This window comes from Streptomyces sp. B21-105, from assembly GCF_036898465.1.
Classification (GTDB): domain Bacteria; phylum Actinomycetota; class Actinomycetes; order Streptomycetales; family Streptomycetaceae; genus Streptomyces.
Map to the genome: position 1 here is coordinate 5578188 of NZ_JARUMJ010000001.1, position 25755 is coordinate 5603942.

General features: G+C 67.2%; 39 protein-coding genes and 1 pseudogene. 33 read left to right on the plus strand and 7 right to left on the minus strand.

The window, feature by feature from the left end; translation table 11 throughout:
• The first annotated feature begins 726 nt into the window (after window positions 1-726).
• Window positions 727-1611, plus strand: a complete 885-nt coding sequence (locus tag QA802_RS25230) for a helix-turn-helix domain-containing protein (protein WP_334526908.1) — start codon at window positions 727-729, stop codon at window positions 1609-1611.
• The gene (locus QA802_RS25235) at window positions 1608-1808 is read left to right on the plus strand and encodes a DUF397 domain-containing protein (protein WP_334526911.1); all 201 of its coding nucleotides are present in this window, start codon (window positions 1608-1610) and stop codon (window positions 1806-1808) included. The genes QA802_RS25230 and QA802_RS25235 overlap by 4 nt, the downstream gene beginning before the upstream one ends.
• Here the strand turns inward: QA802_RS25235 and QA802_RS25240 are convergent.
• Complete coding sequence (locus QA802_RS25240; protein ID WP_334526914.1) at window positions 1782-2093, minus strand: hypothetical protein; 312 nt, start codon at window positions 2091-2093, stop codon at window positions 1782-1784. The two genes, QA802_RS25235 and QA802_RS25240, sit on opposite strands and share 27 nt — an antisense overlap.
• 145 nt (window positions 2094-2238) lie before the next feature.
• Here QA802_RS25240 and QA802_RS25245 point away from each other — a divergent pair, with 145 nt between their 5' ends.
• The 5 genes and pseudogenes from QA802_RS25245 to QA802_RS25265 all read left to right on the plus strand — a co-directional run bounded on the left by QA802_RS25245 (window position 2239) and on the right by QA802_RS25265 (window position 5002).
• Complete coding sequence (locus QA802_RS25245; RefSeq protein ID WP_334526917.1) at window positions 2239-2673, plus strand: hypothetical protein; 435 nt, start codon at window positions 2239-2241, stop codon at window positions 2671-2673.
• A 19-nt stretch (window positions 2674-2692) separates the two neighbouring features.
• On the plus strand, window positions 2693-3442 hold the full coding sequence (locus QA802_RS25250) for a hypothetical protein (RefSeq protein WP_334526920.1): 750 nt from the start codon (window positions 2693-2695) through the stop codon (window positions 3440-3442).
• Between the two features lie 363 nt (window positions 3443-3805).
• Window positions 3806-3961 (plus strand): annotated as a pseudogene (locus QA802_RS25255) (hypothetical protein); the annotation flags it as partial.
• Window positions 3928-4503 (plus strand): alpha/beta hydrolase, encoded by a 576-nt coding sequence (locus tag QA802_RS25260; RefSeq protein ID WP_334534872.1) that lies wholly within the window; start codon window positions 3928-3930, stop codon window positions 4501-4503. The pseudogene QA802_RS25255 and the gene QA802_RS25260, both read left to right, overlap by 34 nt.
• Before the next feature lie 79 nt (window positions 4504-4582).
• A complete protein-coding gene (locus tag QA802_RS25265) occupies window positions 4583-5002 on the plus strand; it encodes a hypothetical protein (RefSeq protein ID WP_334526923.1) in 420 nt (139 codons plus the stop codon).
• Between the two features lie 129 nt (window positions 5003-5131).
• On the opposite strand, the gene QA802_RS25270 is transcribed toward QA802_RS25265, so the two are convergent.
• The 6 genes from QA802_RS25270 to QA802_RS25295 form a co-directional block, all read right to left on the minus strand.
• Window positions 5132-6205, minus strand: a complete 1074-nt coding sequence (locus tag QA802_RS25270) for an ADP-ribosylglycohydrolase family protein (protein ID WP_503461623.1) — start codon at window positions 6203-6205, stop codon at window positions 5132-5134.
• A 487-nt stretch (window positions 6206-6692) separates the two neighbouring features.
• A complete protein-coding gene (locus QA802_RS25275) occupies window positions 6693-7991 on the minus strand; it encodes a YrhB domain-containing protein (RefSeq protein ID WP_334526926.1) in 1299 nt (432 codons plus the stop codon).
• Between the two features lie 9 nt (window positions 7992-8000).
• Window positions 8001-8297 (minus strand): YrhB domain-containing protein, encoded by a 297-nt coding sequence (locus tag QA802_RS25280; RefSeq protein WP_307057407.1) that lies wholly within the window; start codon window positions 8295-8297, stop codon window positions 8001-8003.
• Window positions 8298-10028, minus strand: coding sequence for a putative T7SS-secreted protein (locus QA802_RS25285; RefSeq protein ID WP_334526933.1), 1731 nt, complete (start codon window positions 10026-10028; stop codon window positions 8298-8300).
• A complete protein-coding gene (locus QA802_RS25290; protein ID WP_334526936.1) occupies window positions 10028-10777 on the minus strand; it encodes a hypothetical protein in 750 nt (249 codons plus the stop codon). Before QA802_RS25290 ends, QA802_RS25285 begins: the two co-directional genes overlap by 1 nt.
• Entirely contained in the window at window positions 10774-11382 is a 609-nt protein-coding gene (locus QA802_RS25295) for a hypothetical protein (RefSeq protein WP_334526939.1), read from the minus strand. Before QA802_RS25295 ends, QA802_RS25290 begins: the two co-directional genes overlap by 4 nt.
• A gap of 498 nt (window positions 11383-11880) precedes the next feature.
• On the opposite strand from QA802_RS25295, the gene rpsJ reads away from it, so the two are divergent.
• The 26 genes from rpsJ (at window position 11881) to rpmJ (ending at window position 25596) form a co-directional block, all read left to right on the plus strand.
• A complete protein-coding gene (gene rpsJ, locus QA802_RS25300; RefSeq protein ID WP_003948644.1) occupies window positions 11881-12189 on the plus strand; it encodes a 30S ribosomal protein S10 in 309 nt (102 codons plus the stop codon).
• An 18-nt stretch (window positions 12190-12207) separates the two neighbouring features.
• A complete protein-coding gene (gene rplC, locus QA802_RS25305) occupies window positions 12208-12852 on the plus strand; it encodes a 50S ribosomal protein L3 (RefSeq protein WP_020132636.1) in 645 nt (214 codons plus the stop codon).
• An 8-nt stretch (window positions 12853-12860) separates the two neighbouring features.
• Window positions 12861-13520 (plus strand): 50S ribosomal protein L4, encoded by a 660-nt coding sequence (gene rplD, locus QA802_RS25310; protein WP_057584679.1) that lies wholly within the window; start codon window positions 12861-12863, stop codon window positions 13518-13520.
• Complete coding sequence (rplW, locus tag QA802_RS25315; protein ID WP_057584678.1) at window positions 13520-13939, plus strand: 50S ribosomal protein L23; 420 nt, start codon at window positions 13520-13522, stop codon at window positions 13937-13939. Before rplD ends, rplW begins: the two co-directional genes overlap by 1 nt.
• 40 nt (window positions 13940-13979) lie before the next feature.
• On the plus strand, window positions 13980-14816 hold the full coding sequence (rplB, locus tag QA802_RS25320) for a 50S ribosomal protein L2 (protein WP_306949763.1): 837 nt from the start codon (window positions 13980-13982) through the stop codon (window positions 14814-14816).
• Between the two features lie 12 nt (window positions 14817-14828).
• Complete coding sequence (rpsS, locus tag QA802_RS25325; RefSeq protein WP_020132632.1) at window positions 14829-15110, plus strand: 30S ribosomal protein S19; 282 nt, start codon at window positions 14829-14831, stop codon at window positions 15108-15110.
• Between the two features lie 41 nt (window positions 15111-15151).
• Window positions 15152-15499 (plus strand): 50S ribosomal protein L22, encoded by a 348-nt coding sequence (gene rplV, locus QA802_RS25330; RefSeq protein ID WP_003974262.1) that lies wholly within the window; start codon window positions 15152-15154, stop codon window positions 15497-15499.
• Window positions 15499-16335, plus strand: coding sequence for a 30S ribosomal protein S3 (rpsC, locus tag QA802_RS25335; RefSeq protein WP_057584676.1), 837 nt, complete (start codon window positions 15499-15501; stop codon window positions 16333-16335). Before rplV ends, rpsC begins: the two co-directional genes overlap by 1 nt.
• 5 nt (window positions 16336-16340) lie before the next feature.
• Window positions 16341-16760 (plus strand): 50S ribosomal protein L16, encoded by a 420-nt coding sequence (rplP, locus tag QA802_RS25340; protein WP_006140905.1) that lies wholly within the window; start codon window positions 16341-16343, stop codon window positions 16758-16760.
• Window positions 16760-16984: a 50S ribosomal protein L29 gene (rpmC, locus tag QA802_RS25345; RefSeq protein ID WP_005481220.1), complete on the plus strand. Its 225-nt coding sequence runs from the start codon at window positions 16760-16762 to the stop codon at window positions 16982-16984. Before rplP ends, rpmC begins: the two co-directional genes overlap by 1 nt.
• The gene (gene rpsQ, locus QA802_RS25350) at window positions 16984-17274 is read left to right on the plus strand and encodes a 30S ribosomal protein S17 (RefSeq protein WP_069770397.1); all 291 of its coding nucleotides are present in this window, start codon (window positions 16984-16986) and stop codon (window positions 17272-17274) included. Before rpmC ends, rpsQ begins: the two co-directional genes overlap by 1 nt.
• A gap of 118 nt (window positions 17275-17392) precedes the next feature.
• Window positions 17393-17761, plus strand: a complete 369-nt coding sequence (gene rplN, locus QA802_RS25355; RefSeq protein WP_003998823.1) for a 50S ribosomal protein L14 — start codon at window positions 17393-17395, stop codon at window positions 17759-17761.
• 2 nt (window positions 17762-17763) lie between these two features.
• Window positions 17764-18087 carry a 50S ribosomal protein L24 gene (gene rplX, locus QA802_RS25360; RefSeq protein ID WP_030039760.1) on the plus strand — a complete coding sequence of 108 codons (324 nt, stop codon included), beginning with the start codon at window positions 17764-17766 and terminating at the stop codon, window positions 18085-18087.
• Complete coding sequence (rplE, locus tag QA802_RS25365) at window positions 18087-18644, plus strand: 50S ribosomal protein L5 (protein ID WP_030788262.1); 558 nt, start codon at window positions 18087-18089, stop codon at window positions 18642-18644. Before rplX ends, rplE begins: the two co-directional genes overlap by 1 nt.
• Before the next feature lie 5 nt (window positions 18645-18649).
• A complete protein-coding gene (locus QA802_RS25370; RefSeq protein ID WP_030890724.1) occupies window positions 18650-18835 on the plus strand; it encodes a type Z 30S ribosomal protein S14 in 186 nt (61 codons plus the stop codon).
• A gap of 215 nt (window positions 18836-19050) precedes the next feature.
• Entirely contained in the window at window positions 19051-19449 is a 399-nt protein-coding gene (gene rpsH / locus QA802_RS25375; protein WP_030788259.1) for a 30S ribosomal protein S8, read from the plus strand.
• 24 nt (window positions 19450-19473) lie between these two features.
• Complete coding sequence (gene rplF / locus QA802_RS25380; protein ID WP_057584674.1) at window positions 19474-20013, plus strand: 50S ribosomal protein L6; 540 nt, start codon at window positions 19474-19476, stop codon at window positions 20011-20013.
• A 3-nt stretch (window positions 20014-20016) separates the two neighbouring features.
• Window positions 20017-20400 (plus strand): 50S ribosomal protein L18, encoded by a 384-nt coding sequence (gene rplR / locus QA802_RS25385; RefSeq protein ID WP_057584673.1) that lies wholly within the window; start codon window positions 20017-20019, stop codon window positions 20398-20400.
• 38 nt (window positions 20401-20438) lie between these two features.
• Window positions 20439-21047, plus strand: a complete 609-nt coding sequence (rpsE, locus tag QA802_RS25390; RefSeq protein ID WP_010354225.1) for a 30S ribosomal protein S5 — start codon at window positions 20439-20441, stop codon at window positions 21045-21047.
• Window positions 21047-21229, plus strand: coding sequence for a 50S ribosomal protein L30 (gene rpmD, locus QA802_RS25395; RefSeq protein ID WP_030788246.1), 183 nt, complete (start codon window positions 21047-21049; stop codon window positions 21227-21229). Before rpsE ends, rpmD begins: the two co-directional genes overlap by 1 nt.
• Before the next feature lie 2 nt (window positions 21230-21231).
• Window positions 21232-21687: a 50S ribosomal protein L15 gene (gene rplO, locus QA802_RS25400; protein WP_319164309.1), complete on the plus strand. Its 456-nt coding sequence runs from the start codon at window positions 21232-21234 to the stop codon at window positions 21685-21687.
• Between the two features lie 259 nt (window positions 21688-21946).
• A complete protein-coding gene (gene secY / locus QA802_RS25405; RefSeq protein WP_319164310.1) occupies window positions 21947-23260 on the plus strand; it encodes a preprotein translocase subunit SecY in 1314 nt (437 codons plus the stop codon).
• Window positions 23260-23922 (plus strand): adenylate kinase, encoded by a 663-nt coding sequence (locus tag QA802_RS25410; RefSeq protein WP_334526948.1) that lies wholly within the window; start codon window positions 23260-23262, stop codon window positions 23920-23922. The genes secY and QA802_RS25410 overlap by 1 nt, the downstream gene beginning before the upstream one ends.
• Window positions 23923-24163: 241 nt before the next feature.
• Entirely contained in the window at window positions 24164-25000 is an 837-nt protein-coding gene (gene map, locus QA802_RS25415; protein WP_334526951.1) for a type I methionyl aminopeptidase, read from the plus strand.
• A 189-nt stretch (window positions 25001-25189) separates the two neighbouring features.
• Entirely contained in the window at window positions 25190-25411 is a 222-nt protein-coding gene (gene infA, locus QA802_RS25420; protein WP_003948620.1) for a translation initiation factor IF-1, read from the plus strand.
• Between the two features lie 71 nt (window positions 25412-25482).
• Window positions 25483-25596 carry a 50S ribosomal protein L36 gene (gene rpmJ, locus QA802_RS25425; RefSeq protein WP_003998809.1) on the plus strand — a complete coding sequence of 38 codons (114 nt, stop codon included), beginning with the start codon at window positions 25483-25485 and terminating at the stop codon, window positions 25594-25596.
• Window positions 25597-25755 lie beyond the last annotated feature (159 nt).

Here is a 25755-nt window from a genome sequence, read left to right on the forward strand (position 1 = left end):
GTCGCATGTCTGCGGCGTGGGGGTGATGCGGTACTGCTGCGCTGAGCGTAGAGCAGACAACCCACCCCGAATCCATCCCAGTTGGCATATTCACTCGCGGGAGTGAGTTTGCGCGGCGGGCGGGAGGGGTGGGGCTTGGTGGGGTCCTTTCACACAGGTGGTCCTTGGGGAAGACCGCCCCTGTCACCGAAGCGCAGAGGATCGGGTTCCGGTGCCGACGACGTGCGGATTTCCGCCCAGACCGTCTTACGCGGCCACCGTCCCCGTCGGCCGGTCGGAGGCACGGCATCCGGTCACCGTGCGTGTCCGTCACCTCGATGCGGAGGGCGTCGCCGATGACGTACAGGAGCAGGCGGAAGTCGCGACCGGGGACGCGTCCGTGGGTGACGGCGTTGGCGGCCAGCTCGGCGACGAGGAGCGCGGCCGGGTCCAGCGGCATTCCCCAGGAGCGGAGTTGCTCGGTTGCGAGGAGACGGGCGAGGCGGGCTCCGCGGGGCGTGGCGGACAGGCGCACGTCGAAGTTGCGGAGGGAGGCGCCGGGGGAGTTGAGTCGGCGGGTTTCCTGAATCACGTCACTCAGCGTGGCGATCTCCGCGTACCGTGAACAGTGACCGGACGGTTGCGTAGGGTCACTGTCCATCCCTTGTCCGGTCGTGTCCGGGCTTGTCGGAGGCGGGAGCACGGGTATCGCCGTGAGGGTGTGACGGGACGACGGAGGGGTGCGGGATGTGGGTCGACGGGCAGGCGGTACGGCTCAAGGACGAGACGGGCGAGACGGACGAGCCGGGTTGGGACGTGGACCTGGACGACGAGTGGGGCGTCGCGGTCGTCGCCACGGTGGGACGCCAACTGAGGCTGCGCCGGGAGGCCGTGGCGATGCGGGTCGCCGACTTCGCGGTGGCCGTGGGATACGGCGAGGACATGGTCTACAAGATCGAGAGCGGCCGGCGGATCCCTCGCCCCGAGTATCTGGACAGGGCGGACGAGATCCTGGGCGCGGGCGGCCTGCTCTCGGCCATGAACGAGGACGTGAAAAGGGTCCAGTACCCGAAGAAGGTTCGCGATCTGGCGGCGATGGAGGCCAAGGCGGTCGAGATCCAGCTCTATGACCCGCTGAACATCCACGGGCTGTTGCAGACGCCGGAGTACGGGCGGGGGCTGCTTCTCATGCGGCGACCCGCCTACACCGAGACCGAGGTGGAGCGCTTCGTCGCCGCACGCGTGGGACGCAAGTCCGTCTTCGAGCGAGACCCGATGCCTGAGCTCAGCTTCGTACTGGAGGAGTGGACGCTGCGACGCCCGCTCGGGGGGAGGGCGGCGTTGCGCCACCAGCTTGAGCACCTGCTGGATGCAGGGAAGTTGCGGAACATCGAGCTTCAGGTGATGCCCATGGACCGTGAGGAGCATGCTGGATTGGCCGGTGGCATCGAGGTACTGAAGTTCGGAGACGGCTCTGCCGTGGGTCGCTCGCCAGCGGTGGCCAACGGTCGAGCGGTATCCGACCTGAAGCAGCTTCGTATCCTGGAACTGCGGTATGGCATCATCCGAGCTCAGGCGCTCACTCCACGTGAGTCGTCGGCCTTCATCGAGCAACTGCTGGGGGATACATGATCCGGGACCTGGTGTGGTTCAAGAGCAGCTACAGCAGCAGCTCCGAGGGCGACTCCTGCGTCGAAGTCGCGACCACCCCCGCCGCCGTCCACGTCCGTGACTCCAAGGTCGTCGACGGCCCCGTGTTCCAGGTCGCCTCGTCCGCCTGGACGGAGTTCGTGACGTACGCGTCAGGCGGAGGCCATCGCGGCCAGTAGCACCAGGAGCCCCACCGGGAAGAGCGTGATCAGCAGTGCCGCGCCGGCCGCCAGGATGCGGGGCATCCGGAACGTAAGGCGGTGCGGCAGCACCCAGGCGAGGGCGTACAGGGCCATGGCCGTGTAGATCATGCCGCCGTACTGCCCCATGCCGTGGTGATGCCGGACGAGGGTGTACTCCATCGCGAGAACCGGCAGCCCGAACACGGAAGCCACGAAGGGGGCTCTCCACCACGTCTTGTGGGGCTCGTGAAGCGGGGCCGGCAGGGTCTCGGTCTCGGTCATGGCTCCACTTCACCAGCGCCACGCGTCCGATGCATCCGAACACGTACGTCCGCGACGTAGGTACGGGTACTCAACTGGCTCCGCGAGGTCCGCGCTACGGTACATGTCAAGTTTGCAGTGACAACGGGGACAACGGGAGACACGCGTGGCGTGGGACGAGTGGGAGCAGCTCAAGAGCGCGGCGGCTGAGCGGCACGGGACCCAGATGCAACTGAACCACGTTCCGCTCGACCCGGCTGGCAGCGGCGGCACACTGGTCTCGAACAAGCCGGCCTGGTCCAAGGCCGGCAGTGACGTCGGCTTGATCCGTGAGGACCTCAGCAAGGTGGGGGTCAAGCTGGCGGACGGCCAGAAGGGCATCGGCGAGGACGCCGGCTGTCTGACCGCGGCCGCCCAGAAGGACGTCTACCGCTCGTGGGAGACGTACGTCAAGAACGTTGGTAACCGCTGCGGAAAGCTCTCCGGTCTGCTGGAGAAGGCCGGCAGCGACCAGTTGAAGACGGACGAGGCGATCAACGCCGAGATAGGCAACATGAAGGTGGAGTACGCAGATACTCCGGCCGTCGGCGGCAAGGGCTGAGGGGCGGTAACGAGACGTCATGGACCTCGCAACGCTCAAGGCCCTCAAGCCCACCGAGTACTCGGAAGCGGCCGACGGATACCGCAGCACCTCTGACATGGCGAGCGCGGCCAAGGATCGCATCGAGAACCAGATCGCCGCGGCGATGCGTAAAGCGCTGAAGGGCGAGGCCGCGACCGCCGCGATCAACCAACTGACGGAACTGGGCAAGAACTTCCACTACATCCAGGTGGAATGCGGTCTCGTCAGTACCGCGCTCGAAGCCTTCTCCTACGAGGTGGGAGCCGCCAAGACCAAGCTCGACGCGGCCCTCGACGGCGCTCAGGCCGCCAAGCTCACCGTGCTCGCGGACGGTTCGGTCTCCTACCCGGCGGGCGGGGAGAAGGACGCCGACGGCAAGATTCCCGACGGTGGCACGGTGAGCGGTCTGACAGACGGCACGGCCGCCGCGGTCGGCCGGCAGGCGGCCAACTTCGACCCCAATCCGAACCACCGCTTGGCGCAGGACTACGCCGACCAGATAGCCGCAGCGCTGAAGGAGGCTACGGAGGCCGACGAGAAGTGGGCTCCGAAGCTGCGCGCGCTGAAGGCGGACGACGACCTGACCGTCTCCGACAGCGACTGGGCCGACGCGTCCTCGGACACGAAGGGCGTCGCGGAGGCAGGCAAGAAGTATTTCGACTCGCTTCCGCAACCGCCCAAGGACGGTACTCCGGAGTCGAACGCGGAATGGTGGACTGGCCTGAACGCGGAGGAGCAGGCCGCGTAGATCTCCATGCGCCCAGACGCCGTCGGTGCGATGGACGGTCTGCCCGCCACGGCTCGCGACGAGGCGAACCGCATCGTGTTGGAGGAGACGCGCGCCAAGATGCGGATGGAGTTGGATTCGATCCCGAAGCCGCCGGCCAACGAGTGGACCTGGATCACTGCTGGTGGCTACCCGTCCAAGGTCCACACCGACGAATGGATGGACTGGCACAGAGAGTACGGGGACCGATCCGAGCAGCTGAAGCAGCACCTCAAGGGCATGCAGTACATACAGGACCGGTTCGACCGGACCGGCGAAGGGGGCCTGCCCGAGGCCTATCTGCTCGGCTTCGACCCCGTGGGGCTGGACGACGGAAAGATCATCATGGCCAATGGAAATCCGGACGTCGCGGATCACGTGGCTGTGTACGTGCCCGGTACCCACGCCGGCCTCGAGAAGATCGGGGAGAACGACACCCATGGAGACCTCGGCCGTGGCGAGACGCTGTGGGCGGAGAGCTCCAAGCTCGCTCCCGGCCAGAAGGTGTCCACGATCACCTGGCTCGACTACGACGCTTCGGACAGCATCGTTTCCGGGCGAGCAGCGGATCGCGCGCGGAGGAGGGTGGTCCTCGCCTGTACGACTTCCTCCAAGGAAGCAGAGCAGCCCATGAGGAGGCCACCGGAACCACCGCACACACCACGGTTCTCGGGCACAGCTACGGAAGCACGGTCGTCGGCGCCTCCGCACAGTCGGGGAGCTGGCAAGACCCCGAGGCCGTGGACGACTACATGTTCGCAGGAAGCCCGGGCGTCCAAGCAGATCATGCGGCTGACTTCGGTGTGGGTGCGAACCACGTCTGGGCGATGGGCGGACCTGGGGACGACCAGCTCGTACGCCAAGGCGGTCGCTTGATGGGGCTCGGTGACAACCTGACCATCCCCACTGACGAATCGTTCGGTGGGAACGTGATGAAAAGCGACTCGGACGGGCACAGCGGATTCTGGGATGAGGGATCCGAGAGCCTGCGCAATCAGGCTGCGGTGATCGCTGGCAAATATCATAGGGTTGAACTTGAATAGAATGATAGCGAAGATTTCGTATGTGGTATTGGGCTGCACCCTGTTGGTCGCATGCTCGCAGAGAGATGAGGTCTCCAAAGTGGAGGTACGCGACAGTGATGCAGTCAAGACGGAGATCGAGCAGGAGTCCAGCCGAATCCTGGAGATCATGGCGCTCAAAGGAAAGGTAACTAATACCGGAGCCGTGACTACTCCCTGCGCGAACTACGACTCCAGCGAGAATGTGTACCGTGCCCGCCATCCGTGGAGTGTCTATCAGGTTCCCGTGGCGGAGATGGAGCGAGCCATGGACCGCCTACGTGCAGGACTGCCCGAGAAGGGATGGACGATAGTCAAGGATGGCGTTGATGGCAGCGTCGGCAAGAGTCCACAAATAGTGGCCGAGTCCAAAGGTAAGAAATTTGCGGTCGATGTGCGGTTGCTTGATGAGCGAAAGCACGGTGATGACCCTTCACTCGTCGAGGTGACGGTCGAATCCGCCTGCTACCGGTCCAAGTAGGCGTGCGGGAATGAGTCTCTTCACCGAACACGCCTTCAGCCAGCCCGAGATCACCTGGCTCGAGGCCAGGTCGACGTCGCTCAACGAGGTGAGTCTGCGGGGATGGGCCTGGCGCATGCCGAAGCACGGTCAGTTCGACGACCAGCGACGTGTCCGGCGGCCCGGGAACGAGACCAGGCCCGTGTCCCAGGGACCGACCGCCATGCGGATCCGCTCACGGTGCTCGACGCCGCGGGACCAGGCTCCCGGCCAGGCGGCCGCGCCCACCGAAGCCCCGGCGAAAGCGCCCGCCAGCGCCGCGATCGAGTCCGAGTCTCCCGACGACCACGCCGCCCGGCGTAGCGCCGTCACCGGCTCTTCGGGAAAGAGAAGGAAGCAGTACAGGCCCGCCGCGAGTGCTTCCTCGGCGATCCAGCCCGCGCCGACCGCCGCGCACGGGTCCCGTTCCGGATCCGGGGCGCGCAGCGCCGCCTCGACGGTGTCCAGAGCACGCAGGCACTCGTCCCAGCCGTGGGCGATGTACGCCGCGGGGTCAGCGGCCCCCGCTCGCTGAGCCAGGTCCCCGAGCCATGCGGCGTGGTAGGTCGTTCGCGACTTGAGGGCGTAGTGGCGCAGCCAGGGGAGGAGTTCCACCGGAGCGCAGTTGTGGGTGAGGAGCCAGACGGCATGGGCCGTCAGGTCGCTCGCGGCGAGCGCGGTGGGATGGCCGTGCGTCAGCGCGGCCTGCAACTGGGCTGCTCCGGACCGCTGTTCGGCGCTCAGGCCCGGGACCAGGCCGACCGGAGCGACCCGCATGTTGGCTCCGCACCCCTTGGACCCCAGCACGCTCGCCGCCTGCCACGGCCCGCCGCGTTCGAGCGCGGCACAGGCGTTCAGGCACGTCTGTCCCGGCGCGCGGCTGTTGTCGGGCGAGCGCAGCCACCGCACGAAGTGGGCCCGCAGGGCTGGTTCCAGCGTCTCGGCGGAGAAAGCCGCGTCGGCGTCCCGCGTGACGTCCACCAGGGCGTCCCCGACGGCCAGCGCCATCCGGGTGTCGTCGGTCACCAGCGCCACGCCATCGGTGAACGGCAGTTCCAGGTCCCGCCAGGCGCCGTATCGGGCGGCCGTCTGCTCCAGCGTGAGGAACTCGGTCGGGTAGCCCAGTGCGTCGCCGACGGCCAGGCCGACCATCGTGCCCGTCGCCCCGTCCTTGACCCGGTCCAGGAGCCATTCCTTCCCGGCGAGATCGTCGACGACGATGATGCTCGGCGCCTCGGTGAGCGAGCCGGGAACGACATGGCTGCGGGGACTGAAGGGCGAGTCCCGGATCATTTCGGCGAGGGCCTGTGTGGGCGGAATTCCGCGCTGCCTGGCGTCGCGCAACCGCCTTCCCCACACCCCGAACTCGTTGTGTGCCGCGGGGCTCGCGTCGCTGCGGATGCGGACGCCCCCGGCCTCGTCCTCGTCGTTGGCCCACACATAGCCGATCATCCGGTCGTCGGCGTCGGCCACGGTCAGGTAGCGCACCGGCTTACCCGTGTGGCGGGCGTAACGCGGCGGCCCGCCCGTCACCACGAACGCCATGTCGGCCTCGAAGCGGGGATTCTTCTTCGGTTGCGGTTCCATCAGCGTCCGTTCCTCCAGCGCCCGTTCCTCCTTATGCGGCCGCCGAGCAGCTTCCGCATGCCCGGCCCTTCGGGGGGCGGTTGGTTCAGCGGTAGCGGATCACGTGCAGGCGGTGGACTCCTGCCGGGTCCAGTGACAGGGGGGCGTCGGACGAACCGTCGAGCAGCATCACGCCCTCCGCCGTCACGACGGCGTTCAGCAGCCACCCCACCGCTTCTCGCGACCGGCCGTCCGTCCGCCGTACCCAGACCAGCGCCCGCGCGCCGGTGGCCAGGGCCGACAAGGCGTCCGCCGCGGTCTGCCAGTCGACGTGCTCGGACGTGGACAGGACGGTGCCCAGCTCCGCGAGCGTCGGCTCGAACCAGCTGGCGCGGCCGGGCGGGGGCGGTGGGGGGAAGCCTTTCGGACCCGGGTTCTCGCCGGCGTTCCAGCGCGCCAGCCAGGCCCAGGGCTCCGCGTTGGGCAGGCCGAACGGGGCGCCGTTGTCCTTGGGGACGACGACCGTCGCGTCGAGCATGGCGTCCTGCCAGCGTCCGCCGTCCAGGAACCGCCTGGTGTTGCAGGAGAAGACCCAGCCCCGCCGGATCTCGTCCTCGGCCGTCGGCGACACCAGGTCGACCTGTCCGTGGTATGCGTCGTCGAGCCAGAGCCGGGCCTTGGCTGCCGCGGAGGCGAAGTCGTGCGCCTCCCGCTCCCACGCCTGCGGCGGGGCCTCCCGCGTCGCGGGCAGGGAGCGCAGGAGGACCAGCTCGTGCACCAGGTCCGCTCTGTCGAGTCTGGCGAGGGACGAGGTCAGGCCGTCCAGCAGGACCACCTGGCCGTTGTTGTTGTGTGCGTAGAGGAGGTTCCCGGACGCCTCGGCGCCGCCGATCGCGCGGCGGACCCAGACCACGCCCCGCGTGTCGGGACCCGGCTCGCTCATGGCGCCGATCACGTCGTCCCAGCCGCGCACGGGAACCCGCTGGAACGACGGGAAGTAGCGCCGGGTCAGCCTGGACCACCAGCCGGGCGCCTCGTCGGAGGGCTGCCAGGGCAACGGGACCGACGGGGCACGCTCGACGGCGGAGTGCACGGCCACCAGACAGCCGCGCGCGTTGATCCTGCGTGCCTGGTCGGTGACCCTGCGCGCCGCCTGCCGGGGGTCGACCGCGTCCATGTCCCCGAGGGGGTCGCTGGCCGACGGGTGGAAGGCCGGGCTGCCGTCCTTCGGGACGACGACGGAGGCCGCGAGCATGGGCGTGGCGGGGTAGCCCGGCTGGGTCAGGGTCCGGCAGGAGAACATCCACGCGGTGGGAGTCTCGTGAACCGGCTGCGGAACGGAGAGTTCGACCAGACCCCGGTATGTCTCGGTCAGCCACGCGGCCGCTCGGGTGTCAGGGCTCATCACGGCTGCCTACTCCTTGGGGGGCCAGTTGCCCGAGGCGCGTCGGGACATGTAGTCGTCCACCGGAAACGCGCTCGGCGGGAAGTGGGCCCTTCCTCCGTCGTGCGGCACGACGACCACGCTGGTGATCGGCGACAGCAGCCAGTCCCCGGTCTCGATGTGCTCTTTCCAGTCGAAGGCGACCGCCCATCCGTAGGGGTATTCGACGGACTTCTCCGGAAGCATGACCAGCGATTCCGTCTTCTCGGGATAGACCGCCCTGAGGAGCGCTGCCGCGGAATCCAACGCCTCGTCTCTGCTCGGCATCTACTTGACTACCTTCTCGTAGGGGACGTGCTGGATTTCCACCACGTTCTTCTCCAGGGTGGCGAGCTTTCCGGTCTGCCCGTCGAGGAAGACCACTCCGTGGTCGGTGTTCACCGCGTTGAAGAAGTGGCCCGAATTTCCTCGGCCGATGAAGACGGCACTCTTCGCCCCGTCGCCGCGAGCCTGTAGGTCGCGAATGAGATCATCGTAGCTGTCGGCCTTCCGCCAGGGCTGGGTCTCGTCCAGAACCTTGAACGGCTCCAACGGAAGGTGTCCGGGGCCCGGCCGAGGCGCCGCGCTGACCTCGATGTCCTCGATCCGGCGCGCGGTCGAGACCGTGGTGTGCGCGCAGTTCTGCGTGTACCCGTCCTCCCAGCGGTTGTTGATGTCCTTCAGCCACGGATACTGGTCGTCGAGGAATTCCTGGGCCACCTTCGGATCCACCGAGTCGGCGTGAATGGCCCTCTCCGACACGTGATCCGTGCTGCGGGCGAGACCGCTCCAGTCCTTGGGGGCATCCGCGGCCGCCTTCGCCGTTTTCTGCCCGGCGACGAGTTCGTCCCCGTATTTGAGGCCCTGGGCCGCGCTGCTCTCCAGACCTTCTTTCATCCCCAGCCGCAGCCCGCCGCGGGCCAGCCCCGCGCCCTTCGTCCCGAACAGTTCGGGCAGGAGTCTGCCGGTGAATTCGGAAGGGTCCTTCTTGAAGCCGTCCACCGTCGCCTGGACGACGCGTTCGGGGTGGGCGGCGGTGGAGACGAGTCCGGCCAGCGTCATGTTGACGTTCTGGATGTACTCGGCCGGATGCATGAGGTTGTACGGGTCCGTGGGGTTCAGCCCGCGCACGAAGTTCAGCAACCCCGCCGTGCCCTTGAGGGCGCCGCCGATGACATGGGTGAGCTCGGTGTTGACGGCCTGGTAGCCGTCGATCAGGTTGCTGCCGAACCGGTCCAGCGGCGGTGGTTCGGCGGGGGCGTGCGCGAGCGCCGCCTTGACCTGGGTCTGCGCCTCGCCGGCGACGAGGTTGCGCTGCTTGCGGGCCTGAGCGAGCCTGGCGCGCGCCGCCCTCATCCCCTCGATGCCCGGATCGTGGAACGGCTCGGGCTGCGGCCCCGGATCCTGGTCGGCCTTGATCTTGGCGTTGTAGGCGTCGACCTTCTTGTTGTACGCCTCCACGGCGTCCACGGAGGCCTTCTTGCCCTTCTTGTACTGCTCGACGGCCTCCTGGGCCTGCCGCTGGGCCCACTCGACCGTGTCCGCGTAGGCGTCCAGAGCCACGCCGGCCGCCTCACAGGCATCGGCCGCGTACAGCCACTTCATGGGATGCACGCCGAACTTCTCGCGGAAGACGTCTCCGCCCACCCCCTTCCAGCCGGCCGAGTCGACCTTCTTCATCCCGGTGCCGACTTTGTCGAACGCGGCCTGGAAGTCCTTGAGGTGTTTGGCGCTCGCCCGGATCTTCGCGGGGCTGCCGTGGACGAGCTCGTCGGCCTGCTCGGTCTGGCCGAGCTGCTGTTCCCCGGGGGTGGCGCCGAGGTCGGAGGCGAGCTCGTCGCCGAAGTCCTCCACCGCGTCGGCGGCGCTGTGCAGGCCCACGTGGTCGAGGCCGTCGCCGACCTTGTCGGTGGCGTAGTCGATGCCCTCGCCGAGCTTCTTCTTGCCCTCGTCGACGAGCTTCTCGCCGTACTCCAGGCCGCTGTTCAGACCGCCCTTGATGTCGTCGACGATCCCCATCAGCCCTCCCCGCCCTGCTGCTGGGCCGCCTGGGCCGCCTGGGCGCGGGCCTCGGGCGAGGGGCCGAACGTGTCGTCCAGCATCTTGTCGTACTCGGCGTCCGAGACCCCGAACGTGTCGTGCAGGTTCTCAGGATTGAGGCCGAGGGGGCCGACGGTCCGCGAAGTCATCACATCGCGGCCGGCGTCCTTCCAGCCCTGCTTGATGTTCTCGCCGGCCTGGTCGAAGGACTCCTTGCTGTAGTCGACGTCGCCGCCGAAGACGCCGGAGGTGGCGATGTCGCCCCAGCCCATCCCGGTGACCTCGTCCTCGGAGGCGTACGGATTGCCGATGAGGGAGTTGGTGACCACCTTGAACGTGCCCCCGACGTATTCCTCGGTCTCGTGGAGGGTGCCGGCCGCGAGTCCCGTCCTGACGGCGAAGCCGTTGCCCTCGTTGATCAGGGAACGCACGCCCCACTCCCAGCGCTCGCAGAACGAGCCGAACGTCTCGGTCAGCCCCTCGTGGCCCAGCTCCAGCCCCGACAGGGAGAGGTCGCCGAAGCCGCGCCCGGCGCCGGCCATGCCGACCATGCCGAGCTCCTTGAGCTCGCCCAGCGCATCGGTCAGCCCCTTGGCTATCAGATCCAGGCCGACCGCCTTGAGGTCCGGCGCGCCGGGCCCACTCATGGGCGCGCCGCCGTTCACGGGCACCCATGCGCCGTCCGCCGGCACGCCGCCGCCGATCAGCTGCTCCTCACCGCCGCTCACCAGGCGCCCCCCTGCTCACGATCCACGGCCACCTCGTCCGGTACGACACCCACGACCGGCGGGAACACCGCGCCGTCCGGGCCGTCCGCGCAGTCCAGCGCCACCCCGCAGGGCACGCCTGCCGCGGGCACGGCCACATCGAGCAGCCGTGCGCCGAGGATCGTCTGGTAGGCCCACTCGCGGTGGTACTCGCCCCGGGCCAGCGCGTACCGGGACAGTGCCTGCTCGTCGGAGAAGGCCAGGATGAACCGGACGCCGTTCAGGTCCGCGGTGAGCAGGCCCCGTTCGCTGTCGGGGCCGGGTCCGTCGCCGAGCGGGACCAGTACCGCGGTCTGCCGGAACTCCTCCAGCAGGCCGGCGAACCACCGTCGCCGGGCCTCGGCCTCCGGGCCGTCCGCAGTCGGCGTGGGCGCGGGTGCGGCCACGTCCGGCGGCCCGGGTGCCGCCGCGTCCGCGGGTGCTGCCACTCGTTCCGGTGCGAGCGGCGCCGGCCGCTCCTCCGACGGCTCCCGCGGCGGGGCCGTCATCTCCGCGTAGTCCTCGAGACGTGACCTGGGAACCCTGTTCCGGGCCGGTCCGCTCGCCTTGCCCCCGTACTCAGACATGCCGACGATTATGGCGAGAACCTGTCACCGAAACTTCGTTCGGGGCGCGCGAGCACGCGGCTCGCACACACTCTCCACACCCTGCGTTTGACCTGCGTCACGCTCGGGGTATTGTCTCCGGCCCGATTGGCGGAGGGCGTGCCCCATATGGCAGACTAGCGGGGTTGCTCGGTCGAGTGTTGATGCTGTGCGCCTCCCGCCGGGAGGACCGGAAGCGAGTCCCACAGTACTCGTCGCCCTAACTGCCTGATGGCAGCGCTGGGGCGGACGTACGGGAATCTTTCGGGAAGCGCGGTGCGGCACCGGCCAGGCGCCCGGTGGGCCTTCCGCCCCCGGCTTGCGGTTCCGGTAGGGCCGTGTGCATTCCGCAGGGATGTTCGAACAAGGGACATCTGTGTCAGCGGGAGCGCGACACGCCCGACCGCGTGGGTCGGAGGAGAAGGTGAAATGGAACATCGGGTTCCGGAGCGGACAAAGAGACAGGACTACTGAGTAGCCATGGCGGGACAGAAGATCCGCATCCGGCTCAAGGCCTACGACCACGAGGTCATCGACTCCTCGGCGAAGAAGATCGTCGAGACGGTGACCCGCACTGGTGCGTCGGTCGCGGGCCCGGTGCCGCTGCCCACTGAGAAGAACGTGTACTGCGTCATCAAGTCGCCGCACAAGTACAAGGACTCGCGCGAGCACTTCGAGATGCGCACGCACAAGCGCCTGATCGACATTCTCGACCCGACCCCCAAGACCGTTGACTCTCTGATGCGACTCGACCTCCCGGCCGGTGTCGACATCGAGATCAAGCTTTAGGGGCCGGTGATCTGAAGAATGGCTAAGCAGATCAAGGGCATCCTGGGCGAGAAGCTCGGCATGACGCAGGTGTGGGACGAGAACAACCGCGTTGTTCCCGTCACCGTCGTCAAGGCCAGCCCCAACGTCGTCACCCAGGTCCGTACGAACGACAGCGACGGCTACGAGTCCGTCCAGATCGCCTTCGGCGAGATCGACCCGCGCAAGGTGAACAAGCCCCTCAAGGGTCACTTCGCCAAGGCCGACGTCACTCCCCGTCGCCACCTCGTCGAGATCCGCACCGCGGACGCCTCCGAGTACACGCTGGGCCAGGAGATCACCGCTGAGGTGTTCGAGGCCGGCGTGAAGGTCGACGTGACCGGCAAGAGCAAGGGCAAGGGCTTCGCCGGTGTCATGAAGCGTCACAACTTCAAGGGCCTCGGCGCCGGACACGGCACCCAGCGCAAGCACCGCTCGCCCGGTTCCATCGGTGGCTGCGCCACCCCGGGCCGCGTGTTCAAGGGCCTCCGCATGGCGGGTCGCATGGGCAACGAGCGTGTCACCACCCAGAACCTGACCGTCCACGCCGTTGACGCGGAGAAGGGTCTGCTGCTCATCAAGGGCGCTGTCCCCGGTCCGAACGGCGGCCTCGTCCTGGTCCGCACCGCGGCCAAGGGGGCCTGAGGTAACCGATGAGCACTGTTGACATCCTTTCGCCTGCCGGCGAGAAGACCGGTAGCGTCGAGCTCCCCGCGGAGATCTTCGGCGTGGAGAAGGTCAGCATCCCGCTGATCCACCAGGTCGTCGTCGCGCAGAACGCGGCTGCCCGTCAGGGCACGCACAAGACCAAGACCCGCGGCGAGGTTCGCGGTGGCGGTAAGAAGCCTTACCGCCAGAAGGGCACCGGCCGCGCGCGCCAGGGCTCGACCCGCGCGCCGCAGTTCGCCGGCGGTGGCGTCGTCCACGGCCCGCAGCCGCGTGACTACTCGCAGCGGACCCCGAAGAAGATGAAGGCTGCCGCTCTGCGTCACGCCCTCACCGACCGGGCCCGCCACAACCGCATTCACGTCGTCACCGGCGTGATCGAGGGCGAGGCTCCCTCCACCAAGGCCGCTCGCACGCTGTTCGGCAAGATCTCGGAGCGCAAGAACCTGCTCCTGGTCGTCGACCGCGCCGACGAGGCCGCGTGGCTGTCCGCCCGCAACCTGCCCCAGGTGCACATCCTGGAGCCGGGCCAGCTGAACACGTACGACGTGATCGTCTCGGACGACGTGGTCTTCACCCAGGCCGCTCTTGAGTCCTTCGTGTCCGGCCCGAACAAGGCCAACGACACCGAAGGGAGTGACGCCTGATGGCTACGCGTCACCCGAGCATCGCCTCCAAGGCGGCCAAGGCCGCCAAGGCCGCGCGCGTCGCCAAGGCGAAGCGCCACGAGGCCGAGGGCAAGAACACCGTCGTCACCGCGCCCAGCAAGGCGTACACGGACCCCCGTGACGTGCTGCTGAAGCCGGTCGTGTCGGAGAAGAGCTACGCGCTCCTCGACGAGAACAAGTACACGTTCATCGTCGACCCCAACGCCAACAAGACCCAGATCAAGCAGGCCGTCCAGGCGGTCTTCTCGGTCAAGGTCACCGGGGTCAACACGATCAACCGCATCGGCAAGCGCAAGCGCACCAAGACCGGTTTCGGTCAGCGTGCCGGCACGAAGCGCGCGATCGTGACCCTTGCCGAGGGCGACCGTATCGACATCTTCGGCGGTCCGACCGCCTGATGGCGGTCCGGATCGTCCGATATCGGACGAGGACTGAATAATGGGAATCCGCAAGTACAAGCCGACTACGCCGGGCCGTCGTGGCTCCAGCGTCGCCGACTTCGTCGAGGTCACGCGGTCCACGCCGGAGAAGTCGCTGGTCCGCCCGCTGCACAGCAAGGGCGGCCGTAACAACGCCGGTCGTGTGACCGTTCGCCACCAGGGTGGCGGACACAAGCGCGCCTACCGAGTGATCGACTTCCGTCGTCACGACAAGGACGGCGTGCCGGCGAAGGTCGCGCACATCGAGTACGACCCCAACCGCACCGCGCGCATCGCGCTGCTGCACTACGCCGACGGCGAGAAGCGCTACATCCTCGCCCCGCGCAACCTGCAGCAGGGCGACCGCGTCGAGAACGGTCCCGGGGCCGACATCAAGCCGGGCAACAACCTGGCGATCCGCAACATCCCGGTCGGTACGACGCTTCACGCGATCGAGATCCGTCCGGGTGGCGGCGCCAAGTTCGCCCGCTCCGCCGGTGCCTCCGTGCAGCTGCTCGCGAAGGAGGGCACCATGGCCCACCTCCGCATGCCGTCCGGTGAGATCCGCCTGGTCGACCAGCGCTGCCGCGCCACGGTCGGCGAGGTCGGCAACGCCGAGCAGAGCAACATCAACTGGGGCAAGGCCGGCCGCAAGCGCTGGCTGGGCGTCCGCCCGACCGTTCGCGGTGTGGCGATGAACCCGGTTGACCACCCCCACGGTGGTGGTGAGGGCAAGACCTCCGGTGGTCGCCACCCGGTCAGCCCCTGGGGTCAGAAGGAGGGTCGTACTCGTTCGCCGAAGAAGGCTTCGAACAAGTACATCGTCCGCCGCCGCAAGACGAACAAGAAGCGCTAGGAGCGGGTTTAGATGCCGCGCAGTCTCAAGAAGGGGCCCTTCGTCGACGGACACCTCGTAAAGAAGGTGGACGCCCAGAACGAAGCCGGTTCCAAGAACGTCATCAAGACCTGGTCCCGTCGCTCGATGATCATCCCGGCCATGCTGGGTCACACGATCGCGGTGCACAACGGCAAGACCCACATTCCGGTGTTTGTCACCGAGTCGATGGTCGGCCACAAGCTCGGCGAGTTCTCGCCGACGCGCACCTTCCGGGGTCACGTCAAGGACGACCGGAAGTCGAAGCGCCGCTAACGCGGGGTGGAATGACCATGACAGACACTGGAAGGACAACCATGGAAGCCAGGGCCCAGGCGCGGTACATCCGCGTCACGCCCATGAAGGCCCGCCGGGTGGTGGACCTTATCCGTGGCATGGACGCCACGGAGGCTCAGGCGGTCCTGCGTTTCGCCCCGCAGGCCGCGAGCGTGCCGGTCGGCAAGGTGCTGGACAGCGCCATCGCCAACGCCGCGCACAACTACGACCACACTGACGCCGACAGCCTCTTCATCTCCGAGGCGTACGTCGACGAGGGCCCGACCCTGAAGCGGTTCCGTCCGCGTGCCCAGGGCCGCGCCTACCGGATCCGCAAGCGGACCAGCCACATCACCGTGGTCGTCAGCAGCAAGGAAGGGACCCGGTAATGGGCCAGAAGGTTAACCCGCATGGGTTCCGGCTCGGCATCACCACGGACTTCAAGTCCCGCTGGTACGCCGACAAGTCGTACAAGGAATACGTCGGCGAGGACGTCGCCATCCGTCGGATGATGACGTCCGGCATGGAGCGCGCCGGTATCTCGAAGGTGGAGATCGAGCGCACCCGTGACCGCGTCCGCGTCGACATCCACACCGCGCGTCCGGGCATCGTCATCGGCCGCCGCGGCGCCGAGGCCGACCGTATCCGCGGCGACCTGGAGAAGCTGACCAAGAAGCAGGTCCAGCTGAACATCCTCGAGGTGAAGAACCCCGAGGTCGACGCTCAGCTGGTGGCCCAGGCCGTCGCCGAGCAGCTCTCCTCCCGCGTCTCCTTCCGTCGGGCCATGCGTAAGAGCATGCAGTCCGCCATGAAGGCCGGCGCCAAGGGCATCAAGATCCAGTGCGGTGGCCGCCTCGGCGGCGCCGAGATGTCCCGCTCGGAGTTCTACCGCGAGGGCCGCGTGCCCCTGCACACGCTCCGCGCGAACGTGGACTACGGCTTCTTCGAGGCCAAGACGACCTTCGGCCGCATCGGCGTGAAGGTCTGGATCTACAAGGGCGACGTCAAGAACATCGCCGAGGTCCGCGCCGAGAACGCCGCAGCCCGCGCCGGCAACCGCCCGGCCCGTGGTGGCGGCGGCGCCGACCGCCCGGCCCGTGGTGGCCGTGGCGGCGAGCGTGGCGGTCGCGGTCGTAAGCCGCAGCAGGCTCCCGCTGCCGAGGCCCCCAAGGCCGAGGCTCCGGCGGCTGCCGCTCCGGCTGAGAGCACCGGAACGGAGGCCTGACCGACATGCTGATCCCCCGTAGGGTCAAGCACCGCAAGCAGCACCACCCGAAGCGCCGTGGTCAGGCCAAGGGCGGTACGACGGTCTCGTTCGGCGAGTACGGCATTCAGGCCCTCACGCCGGCGTACGTGACCAACCGCCAGATCGAGGCGGCCCGTATCGCGATGACCCGCCACATCAAGCGTGGCGGCAAGGTCTGGATCAACATCTACCCGGACCGCCCGCTCACGAAGAAGCCTGCCGAGACCCGCATGGGTTCCGGTAAGGGTTCTCCCGAGTGGTGGATCGCGAACGTGCACCCGGGACGGGTCATGTTCGAGCTGTCCTACCCCAACGAGAAGATCGCCCGTGAGGCCCTGACTCGCGCAGCCCACAAGCTGCCGATGAAGTGCCGGATCGTCAAGCGCGAGGCAGGTGAAGCGTGATGTCGGCCGGTACCAAGGCGTCCGAGCTGCGCGAACTGGGTGACGAGGAGCTTCTCAACAAGCTCCGCGAAGCCAAGGAAGAGCTGTTCAACCTCCGCTTCCAGGCGGCGACGGGTCAGCTCGAGAACCACGGTCGGCTCAAGGCCGTCCGTAAGGACATCGCGCGGATCTACACCCTGATGCGTGAGCGCGAGCTGGGCATCGAGACGGTGGAGAGCGCCTGATGAGCGAGAGCAACGTGACCGAGAACACCACGACCGAGGCCCGTGGCTTCCGCAAGACCCGTGAGGGTCTGGTCGTCAGCGACAAGATGGACAAGACCGTCGTCGTCGCCGTCGAGGACCGTGTGAAGCACGCGCTGTACGGCAAGGTCATCCGCCGTACGAACAAGCTCAAGGCTCACGACGAGCAGAACGCCGCGGGCGTCGGCGACCGTGTCCTCCTCGCGGAGACCCGGCCGCTGTCCGCGACGAAGCGCTGGCGCGTCGTCGAGATCCTCGAGAAGGCCAAGTAATTCTCCTGCGGCCCTAACACATAGGGGCCCCGCAGGACAGTTCCGCCAGGCTCGGCAGGGGCTCCACCTCGTGAGAGGCGGCCCCTGCCGGGAACCGGCAGACAAACAGGAGATAGACGTGATCCAGCAGGAGTCGCGACTGCGTGTCGCCGACAACACTGGTGCGAAGGAAATCCTTTGCATCCGTGTGCTCGGTGGCTCCGGTCGCCGCTACGCGGGCATCGGTGACGTCATCGTCGCCACCGTCAAGGACGCGATCCCCGGTGGCAACGTGAAGAAGGGTGACGTCGTCAAGGCGGTCATCGTTCGCACCGTCAAGGAGCGCCGCCGTCCGGACGGCTCGTACATCCGCTTCGACGAGAACGCCGCCGTCATTCTGAAGAACGACGGCGACCCTCGCGGCACCCGCATCTTCGGCCCGGTCGGGCGCGAGCTGCGCGAGAAGAAGTTCATGAAGATCATCTCGCTGGCTCCGGAGGTGCTGTAAGCATGAAGATCAAGAAGGGCGACCTGGTCCAGGTCATCACCGGTAAGGACAAGGGCAAGCAGGGCAAGGTCATCGCGGCCTTCCCCCGTGAGGACCGCGTCCTGGTCGAGGGTGTCAACCGGGTCAAGAAGCACACGAAGGCCGGTCCGACCGCCAAGGGCTCGCAGGCCGGCGGCATCGTGACCACCGAGGCCCCGATCCACGTGTCCAACGTTCAGCTGGTCGTGGAGAAGGACGGCAACAAGGTCGTCACGCGCGTCGGTTACCGCTTCGACGACGAGGGCAACAAGATCCGCGTTGCCAAGCGGACGGGTGAGGACATCTGATGGCTACCACCACCACTCCGCGTCTGAAGACGAAGTACCGCGAGGAGATCGCGGGCAAGCTGCGTGAGGAGTTCTCCTACGAGAACGTCATGCAGATCCCCGGCCTCGTCAAGATCGTGGTCAACATGGGTGTGGGCGACGCCGCCCGCGACTCCAAGCTGATCGAGGGCGCCATCCGCGACCTCACCACGATCACCGGTCAGAAGCCGGCCGTCACCAAGGCCCGCAAGTCCATCGCGCAGTTCAAGCTGCGTGAGGGTCAGCCGATCGGCGCCCACGTCACGCTTCGTGGCGACCGCATGTGGGAGTTCCTGGACCGCACCCTGTCGCTCGCGCTCCCGCGCATCCGCGACTTCCGCGGTCTGTCCCCCAAGCAGTTCGACGGCCGTGGCAACTACACCTTCGGTCTCACGGAGCAGGTCATGTTCCACGAGATCGACCAGGACAAGATCGACCGTGTCCGGGGTATGGACATCACCGTGGTCACCACGGCGACCAACGACGCTGAGGGCCGTGCGCTCCTTCGTCACCTCGGCTTCCCCTTCAAGGAGGCGTGAGCGAGATGGCGAAGAAGGCTCTGATCGCGAAGGCTGCTCGCAAGCCCAAGTTCGCTGTGCGCGCGTACAACCGCTGCCAGCGTTGCGGCCGTCCCCACTCCGTGTACCGCAAGTTCGGCCTCTGCCGTGTGTGCCTTCGTGAGATGGCTCACCGCGGCGAGCTGCCGGGCGTGACCAAGAGCTCCTGGTAGAACCCCCTTTTAGGGTTTCCAGAGGCTCTCGGTAAGCAATGGGCGTGTCAGGTGCCCACCCCTCCATGGCTTAGGCTGGGAGGGTTGGGCGCCCTGACGGTCGCCCGTACGACTTACTACGCCGTAGGTCCACCGCGCCGCACCCGTCCCGTCTCGGATCGGGGAGAGGGATGGCGCACCAGGAAACCCCGGCGAGAGAGGCCACAGGCCAATTCATGACCATGACTGATCCGATCGCAGACATGCTTACGCGTCTGCGGAACGCGAACTCGGCGTACCACGACTCCGTGACGATGCCGGCATCGAAGATCAAGTCTCACATCGCGGAGATCCTCCAGCAGGAGGGCTTCATCACGGGCTGGAAGGTCGAGGACGCCGAGGTCGGCAAGAACCTCACCCTCGAGCTCAAGTTCGGCCCGAACCGTGAGCGCTCCATCGCGGGCATCAAGCGGATCTCCAAGCCCGGTCTCCGGGTTTACGCGAAGTCCACCTCCCTGCCCAAGGTGCTCGGTGGCCTCGGCGTGGCGATCATCTCCACGTCGCACGGTCTCCTCACCGACAAGCAGGCCGGCAAGAAGGGCGTAGGCGGAGAAGTTCTCGCCTACGTCTGGTAGCGGAAGGGAACGGAGGAAACAGCTATGTCGCGCATTGGCAAGCTCCCCATCACGGTTCCCGCCGGCGTGGACGTCACCATCGACGGCCAGACGGTCTCGGTCAAGGGCCCCAAGGGCTCGCTGACCCACACCGTCGTTTCGCCGATCGAGATCGCCAAGGCTGAGGACGGCGTCCTGAACGTCACTCGCCCCAACGACGAGCGTCAGAGCAAGGCCCTGCACGGCCTGTCCCGCACGCTGGTGGCGAACATGATCACCGGCGTGACCGAGGGTTACGTGAAGAAGCTCGAGATCAGTGGTGTCGGTTACCGCGTGACCGCGAAGGGCTCGAACCTCGAGTTCGCGCTCGGTTACAGCCACCCGATCACCGTCGAGGCGCCCGAGGGAATCACCTTCAAGGTGGAGACCCCGACCCGCTTCCAGGTTGAGGGCATCGACAAGCAGAAGGTCGGCGAGGTTGCGGCCAACATCCGCAAGCTGCGCAAGCCCGACCCGTACAAGGCCAAGGGTGTCAAGTACGAGGGCGAAGTCATCCGCCGCAAGGTCGGAAAGGCGGGTAAGTAAGCCATGGCATACGGACAGAAGATCCTCAAGGGCGACGCTTACAAGCGTGCCGCGATCAAGCGTCGCCACATCCGGATCCGTAAGCACATCTCGGGTACGGCGGAGCGTCCGCGCCTGGTCGTGACGCGCTCCAACCGCCACATCGTGGCTCAGGTCATCGACGACATCAAGGGTCACACCCTGGCGTCGGCGTCGACCCTGGACACCACGATCCGCGGTGGTGAGGCCGACAAGTCCTCGCAGGCCAAGCAGGTCGGCGCCCTGGTCGCCGAGCGCGCCAAGGCTGCCGGTGTCGAGGCTGTCGTGTTCGACCGTGGTGGTAACCAGTACGCCGGGCGCATCGCCGCCCTGGCGGACGCCGCCCGCGAAGCCGGGCTCAAGTTCTGAGCCGCTTCCGTAGCTAGCGGAAAGAGAGAGGTAATCCAATGGCTGGACCCCAGCGCCGTGGAAGCGGTGCCGGTGGCGGCGAGCGGCGGGACCGGAAGGGCCGTGACGGCGGCGCTGCTGCCGCCGAGAAGACCGCGTACGTTGAGCGCGTCGTCGCGATCAACCGTGTCGCCAAGGTTGTGAAGGGTGGTCGTCGCTTCAGCTTCACCGCGCTGGTCGTGGTGGGCGACGGTGACGGCACCGTGGGTGTCGGATACGGCAAGGCCAAGGAGGTGCCGGCCGCCATCGCCAAGGGCGTTGAGGAGGCCAAGAAGCACTTCTTCAAGGTCCCGCGTATCCAGGGCACCATCCCGCACCCGATCACGGGCGAGAAGGCCGCGGGCGTCGTCCTGCTCAAGCCGGCTTCCCCCGGTACCGGCGTCATCGCCGGTGGCCCGGTGCGTGCCGTGCTCGAGTGCGCCGGCGTACACGACATCCTGTCGAAGTCGCTCGGCTCGTCGAACGCGATCAACATCGTGCACGCGACCGTGGAGGCCCTGAAGGGCCTGCAGCGTCCCGAGGAGATCGCGGCACGCCGTGGTCTGCCCCTCGAGGACGTCGCTCCCGCGGCTCTGCTTCGTGCGCGTGCCGGGGCTGGTGCTGCGTAATGGCTCAGCTCAAGATCACGCAGACGAAGTCGTACATCGGCAGCAAGCAGAACCACCGTGACACCCTGCGTTCGCTCGGGCTCAAGCGCCTGAACGACGTGGTCGTCAAGGAGGACCGCCCCGAGTTCCGCGGCATGGTGCACACCGTCCGCCACCTCGTGACGGTCGAGGAGGTCGACTGATCATGGCGGAAAACAACCCGCTCAAGATCCACAACCTCCGTCCCGCCCCGGGCGCCAAGACCGCGAAGACCCGTGTCGGTCGTGGTGAGGCGTCGAAGGGTAAGACGGCCGGTCGTGGCACCAAGGGCACGAAGGCCCGCTACCAGGTTCCGGAGCGCTTCGAGGGTGGGCAGATGCCCCTCCACATGCGTCTGCCGAAGCTGAAGGGCTTCAAGAACCCGTTCAAGACCGAGTTCCAGGTCGTGAACCTCGAGAAGCTGGCCGCGCTGTACCCGGAGGGTGGCGAGGTCACCGTCGAGGGTCTCGTCGCCAAGGGCGCCGTTCGCAAGAACAGCCTCGTCAAGGTCCTGGGCCAGGGCGAGATCTCCGTGGCGCTGCAGGTGACGGTCGACGCCGTCTCCGGCTCCGCCAAGGAGAAGATCACCGCCGCCGGCGGTACCGTCACCGAGCTCATCTGATCACCTCAGGCGTCTCGATGACTTGATCGATCCCGACCGGGGATACCCCACAAATGGGGTATCCCCGGTTGGTCGTTCCTAGGGCAGGCATGTCGCGGGTATGGTGACCAGCGCTGCCCTCTTTTCACAAGGTTCCCCCAAGAGGGCACCTTGAGCGGCAGTCGACCGTTACTCATGTCGTTGTCGTATGTCGTTGTTCTTATTGGCCCCTCAAGACCGTCACCCTTGACGCAGATGCGCGGGGGTCGCAGGAGGCACCGTGCTCACCGCGTTCGCCCGGGCGTTCAGGACGCCCGACCTGCGCAAGAAGCTGCTCTTCACGCTCGGGATCATCGTCGTCTACCGGGTCGGCACGCACATCCCGATTCCCGGCGTCGACTACACGTCCGTTCAGCGCTGCGTGGACGAGGCATCCGGCCAGCAGGGAATCTTCGGTCTGGTGAACATGTTCAGCGGCGGTGCGCTGCTGCAGATCACCATCTTCGCGCTGGGGATCATGCCGTACATCACGGCGAGCATCATCCTCCAGCTGCTGACCGTGGTCATCCCGCGCCTGGAAGCCCTCAAGAAGGAGGGCCAGGCCGGCACCGCGAAGATCACGCAGTACACGCGGTACCTCACGGTGGCCCTCGCCATCCTGCAGGGCACCGGCCTGGTGGCCACCGCCCGCAGCGGCGCCCTGTTCTCCAGCTGCTCCGTCGCCTCGAGCATCGTCCCGGACCGTGCGATCTTCACCACGATCGTGATGGTCATCTGCATGACCGCCGGTACGGCCATGGTCATGTGGCTCGGTGAGCTCATCACCGACCGCGGCATCGGCAACGGCATGTCGATCCTGATGTTCATCTCGATCGCCGCGACGTTCCCCTCCGCGCTGTGGGCCATCAAGAAGCAGGGCACGCTGGCGGGTGGCTGGATCGAGTTCGGCACCGTCGTCCTGGTCGGCCTGGTCATGGTCGGCCTGGTGGTCTTCGTCGAGCAGGCCCAGCGCCGTATCCCCGTGCAGTACGCGAAGCGCATGATCGGCCGCCGTTCCTACGGCGGTACGTCGACGTACATCCCGCTCAAGGTGAACCAGGCCGGTGTGATCCCGGTCATCTTCGCCTCGTCGCTGCTGTACATCCCTGCTCTGGTCGCTCAGTTCTCCAGTGGGACCTCCAGCTGGAAGACCTGGATCGAGACCAACCTGACCAAGGGCGACCACCCGATCTACATCGTCACGTACTTCCTGCTGATCGTTTTCTTCGCGTTCTTCTACGTGGCTATCTCCTTCAACCCCGAGGAAGTAGCCGACAACATGAAGAAGTATGGTGGCTTCATCCCGGGCATCCGGGCTGGCCGGCCGACCGCTGAGTACCTGTCGTACGTCCTCAACCGGATCACCTGGCCGGGTTCGCTGTATCTGGGTCTGATCGCTCTCGTGCCGACGATGGCGTTGGTCGGTTTCGACGCGAACCAGAACTTCCCGTTCGGCGGGACGAGCATCCTGATCATCGTGGGTGTGGGTCTCGAGACGGTGAAGCAGATCGAGAGCCAGCTCCAGCAGCGCAATTACGAAGGGTTCCTCCGCTGATGCGTATCGTGCTCGTCGGGCCGCCGGGTGCCGGTAAGGGGACGCAGGCCGCGTTCCTGGCCAGGAACCTGTCGATCCCGCACATCTCCACGGGCGACCTGTTCCGGGCCAACATCAGCCAGCAGACGGAGCTCGGCAAGCTCGCGAAGTCCTACATGGACGCGGGCAACCTCGTACCGGACGAGGTCACCATCGCGATGGCCAAGGACCGCATGGAGCAGCCGGACGCCGAGGGTGGTTTCCTGCTCGACGGCTTCCCGCGCAACGTGTCCCAGGCCGAGGCGCTCGACGAGGTGCTGCAGGCCGAGAGCATGAAGCTGGACGCGGTCCTGGACCTCGAGGTCCCCGAGGAAGAGGTCGTCAAGCGGATCGCCGGGCGGCGGATCTGCCGCAAGGACTCCAGCCACGTCTTCCACGCCACCTACAGCCCGCCGAAGTCGGAGGGCGTCTGCGACGTCTGCGGCGGCGGCCTGTACCAGCGGGACGACGACACCGAGGAGACCGTCCGGACGCGGCTGGAGGTCTACCACACGCAGACCGAGCCGATCATCGACTACTACAAGGCGCAGGGCCTGGTCGTCACCATCTCCGCGCTCGGCAGGGTCGACGAGGTCACGGCACGTGCCATGGACGCGCTCCAGCGCGACGAGGACGGCAAGTAGCAGCGTTCGCGCCGCGCGGTCGACGACCGGTGCGGTGCGGCGAGCAGTCTGTGCAGACGCCCGGCGGGGTTTCCCCGCCGGGCGTCCTGCGTTTCGGGTCCCGGCCCCGGAAAGGGGGTCCAGTCCCGGAAAGGGGGTCCGGTCCCGGAAAGGGGGACGCCTCGGGCGCGTCGGCGTACATGCGTGCGTACGCGTATTGTGGAGCGTCGCGATACCAGTGGCCCAGGAGGCGCAGACCGTCATGGTGCAGATCAAGACCCCCGAACAGATCGCCAAGATGCGGGCGGCGGGGCTTGTCGTCGCCGCCATCCACGCGGCCACGCGGGAAGCGGCGGTGCCGGGGGCGACCACGAAGGACCTCGACGACGTCGCCCGCAAGGTGCTGGCGGAGAACGGCGCGAAGTCGAACTTCCTGGGGTACGGCGGCTTCCCGGCGACGATCTGCACCTCGGTGAACGACGTCGTCGTCCACGGCATCCCCTCCGACGAGGTCGTCCTGAAGGACGGCGACATCATCTCCATCGACTGCGGCGCGATCGTGGACGGCTGGCACGGCGACGCGGCGTACACGGCGTTCGTGGGCGGCGGCCACGCCCCGGAGCTGGTCGAGCTGTCCCGGGTCACCGAGGAGTCCATGTGGGCCGGGATCGCCGCGATGAAGCTCGGCAACCGCCTGGTGGACGTGTCGCGGGCGATCGAGACGTACATCCGCCGGCAGCCCAAGCCGGGCGGCGGCCGGTACGGCATCGTCGAGGACTACGGCGGTCACGGCATCGGCACCGAGATGCACATGGACCCGCACCTGCTGAACTACGTCGACCGGCGGCGGGGGAAGGGGCCGAAGCTGGTTCCCGGGTTCTGCCTCGCGATCGAGCCGATGGTGTCGCTGGGCACGCCGCGGACCGAGGTCCTCGAGGACGACTGGACGGTCATCACGACGGACGGCACGTGGTCCTCCCACTGGGAGCACTCGGTCGCGCTGACGGAGGCGGGGCCGCTGGTGCTGACCGCTCCCGACGGCGGCCGGGCGAAGCTGGCCGAGCACGGGATCGAGGCCGCGCCCGATCCGCTGGCCTAGGTCCGGCCCGGGGCAGGTGGGCGGGTGTGCCGCTTAAGGATCTCCCCGGCGGGGCAGACTCCTCGATTCGTGTTTCCGTCGGGGCTGACGTAGACTGACTCGTCGACTCCCGTGCACCCGCATGTCCGCATGTACCCGTAAGGGAATGGGTGGGGAGTCGATCAAGGTAGTCGATTCGAAGGGCGAAGCGTGGCCAAGAAGCAAGGTGCCATCGAGATCGAGGGCACTGTCGTCGAGTCTCTTCCGAACGCCATGTTCAAGGTCGAGCTCCAGAACGGCCACCAGGTCCTGGCACACATCAGCGGCAAGATGCGTATGCACTACATCCGTATCCTCCCTGACGACCGGGTCGTGGTGGAGCTGTCTCCGTACGACCTGACGCGTGGCCGGATCGTCTACCGCTACAAGTAGATCTTGCCCAGGCTCCGTGCGCTCTCCCGCGTGCGGGGTTGCCGGCAACTGACCCGGAGAACCTCACTTTCATGAAGGTCAAGCCGAGCGTCAAGAAGATCTGCGACAAGTGCAGGGTGATCCGCCGTCACGGTCGGGTCATGGTCATTTGCGAGAACCCGCGCCACAAGCAGCGCCAGGGCTGATCGCTCAGAGATCACACCCTCTGCATCGACATCGCAGAGACTTCGCGCGACGCGAGCTGAATATGTTCATACGCAGGGCCCGGGCGGTCGTACCGCCTGACACCCCCGGTTCGGAGGCCGGGGACCCAGTCCGTACCAAATCTTCCGCAGTGAAGAGGA

Excerpts from the sequence above, each read along its gene's own strand:
- QA802_RS25240 (WP_334526914.1), bottom strand. The coding sequence starts at position 2,093 with ATGACCGAGACCGAGACCCTGCCGGCCCCGCTTCACGAGCCCCACAAG.
- QA802_RS25235 (WP_334526911.1), top strand. The coding sequence starts at position 1,608 with ATGATCCGGGACCTGGTGTGGTTCAAGAGCAGCTACAGCAGCAGCTCC.
- QA802_RS25250 (WP_334526920.1), top strand. The coding sequence starts at position 2,693 with ATGGACCTCGCAACGCTCAAGGCCCTCAAGCCCACCGAGTACTCGGAA.
- rplC (WP_020132636.1), top strand. The coding sequence starts at position 12,208 with ATGGCTAAGCAGATCAAGGGCATCCTGGGCGAGAAGCTCGGCATGACG.
- rpmD (WP_030788246.1), top strand. The coding sequence starts at position 21,047 with ATGGCTCAGCTCAAGATCACGCAGACGAAGTCGTACATCGGCAGCAAG.
- QA802_RS25280 (WP_307057407.1), bottom strand. The coding sequence starts at position 8,297 with ATGCCGAGCAGAGACGAGGCGTTGGATTCCGCGGCAGCGCTCCTCAGG.
- QA802_RS25370 (WP_030890724.1), top strand. The coding sequence starts at position 18,650 with ATGGCGAAGAAGGCTCTGATCGCGAAGGCTGCTCGCAAGCCCAAGTTC.
- QA802_RS25410 (WP_334526948.1), top strand. The coding sequence starts at position 23,260 with ATGCGTATCGTGCTCGTCGGGCCGCCGGGTGCCGGTAAGGGGACGCAG.
- rplF (WP_057584674.1), top strand. The coding sequence starts at position 19,474 with ATGTCGCGCATTGGCAAGCTCCCCATCACGGTTCCCGCCGGCGTGGAC.
- QA802_RS25230 (WP_334526908.1), top strand. The coding sequence starts at position 727 with ATGTGGGTCGACGGGCAGGCGGTACGGCTCAAGGACGAGACGGGCGAG.
- rpmJ (WP_003998809.1), top strand. The coding sequence starts at position 25,483 with ATGAAGGTCAAGCCGAGCGTCAAGAAGATCTGCGACAAGTGCAGGGTG.
- rpsQ (WP_069770397.1), top strand. The coding sequence starts at position 16,984 with ATGAGCGAGAGCAACGTGACCGAGAACACCACGACCGAGGCCCGTGGC.
- QA802_RS25285 (WP_334526933.1), bottom strand. The coding sequence starts at position 10,028 with ATGGGGATCGTCGACGACATCAAGGGCGGTCTGAACAGCGGCCTGGAG.
- QA802_RS25295 (WP_334526939.1), bottom strand. The coding sequence starts at position 11,382 with ATGTCTGAGTACGGGGGCAAGGCGAGCGGACCGGCCCGGAACAGGGTT.
- rpsE (WP_010354225.1), top strand. The coding sequence starts at position 20,439 with ATGGCTGGACCCCAGCGCCGTGGAAGCGGTGCCGGTGGCGGCGAGCGG.
- QA802_RS25275 (WP_334526926.1), bottom strand. The coding sequence starts at position 7,991 with ATGAGCCCTGACACCCGAGCGGCCGCGTGGCTGACCGAGACATACCGG.
- rpsH (WP_030788259.1), top strand. The coding sequence starts at position 19,051 with ATGACCATGACTGATCCGATCGCAGACATGCTTACGCGTCTGCGGAAC.
- rpmC (WP_005481220.1), top strand. The coding sequence starts at position 16,760 with ATGTCGGCCGGTACCAAGGCGTCCGAGCTGCGCGAACTGGGTGACGAG.
- rplX (WP_030039760.1), top strand. The coding sequence starts at position 17,764 with ATGAAGATCAAGAAGGGCGACCTGGTCCAGGTCATCACCGGTAAGGAC.
- rplR (WP_057584673.1), top strand. The coding sequence starts at position 20,017 with ATGGCATACGGACAGAAGATCCTCAAGGGCGACGCTTACAAGCGTGCC.
- rpsJ (WP_003948644.1), top strand. The coding sequence starts at position 11,881 with ATGGCGGGACAGAAGATCCGCATCCGGCTCAAGGCCTACGACCACGAG.
- rplV (WP_003974262.1), top strand. The coding sequence starts at position 15,152 with ATGGAAGCCAGGGCCCAGGCGCGGTACATCCGCGTCACGCCCATGAAG.
- rplB (WP_306949763.1), top strand. The coding sequence starts at position 13,980 with ATGGGAATCCGCAAGTACAAGCCGACTACGCCGGGCCGTCGTGGCTCC.
- rplP (WP_006140905.1), top strand. The coding sequence starts at position 16,341 with ATGCTGATCCCCCGTAGGGTCAAGCACCGCAAGCAGCACCACCCGAAG.
- rplW (WP_057584678.1), top strand. The coding sequence starts at position 13,520 with ATGGCTACGCGTCACCCGAGCATCGCCTCCAAGGCGGCCAAGGCCGCC.
- rplE (WP_030788262.1), top strand. The coding sequence starts at position 18,087 with ATGGCTACCACCACCACTCCGCGTCTGAAGACGAAGTACCGCGAGGAG.
- map (WP_334526951.1), top strand. The coding sequence starts at position 24,164 with ATGGTGCAGATCAAGACCCCCGAACAGATCGCCAAGATGCGGGCGGCG.
- rpsS (WP_020132632.1), top strand. The coding sequence starts at position 14,829 with ATGCCGCGCAGTCTCAAGAAGGGGCCCTTCGTCGACGGACACCTCGTA.
- rplD (WP_057584679.1), top strand. The coding sequence starts at position 12,861 with ATGAGCACTGTTGACATCCTTTCGCCTGCCGGCGAGAAGACCGGTAGC.
- rplO (WP_319164309.1), top strand. The coding sequence starts at position 21,232 with ATGGCGGAAAACAACCCGCTCAAGATCCACAACCTCCGTCCCGCCCCG.
- rpsC (WP_057584676.1), top strand. The coding sequence starts at position 15,499 with ATGGGCCAGAAGGTTAACCCGCATGGGTTCCGGCTCGGCATCACCACG.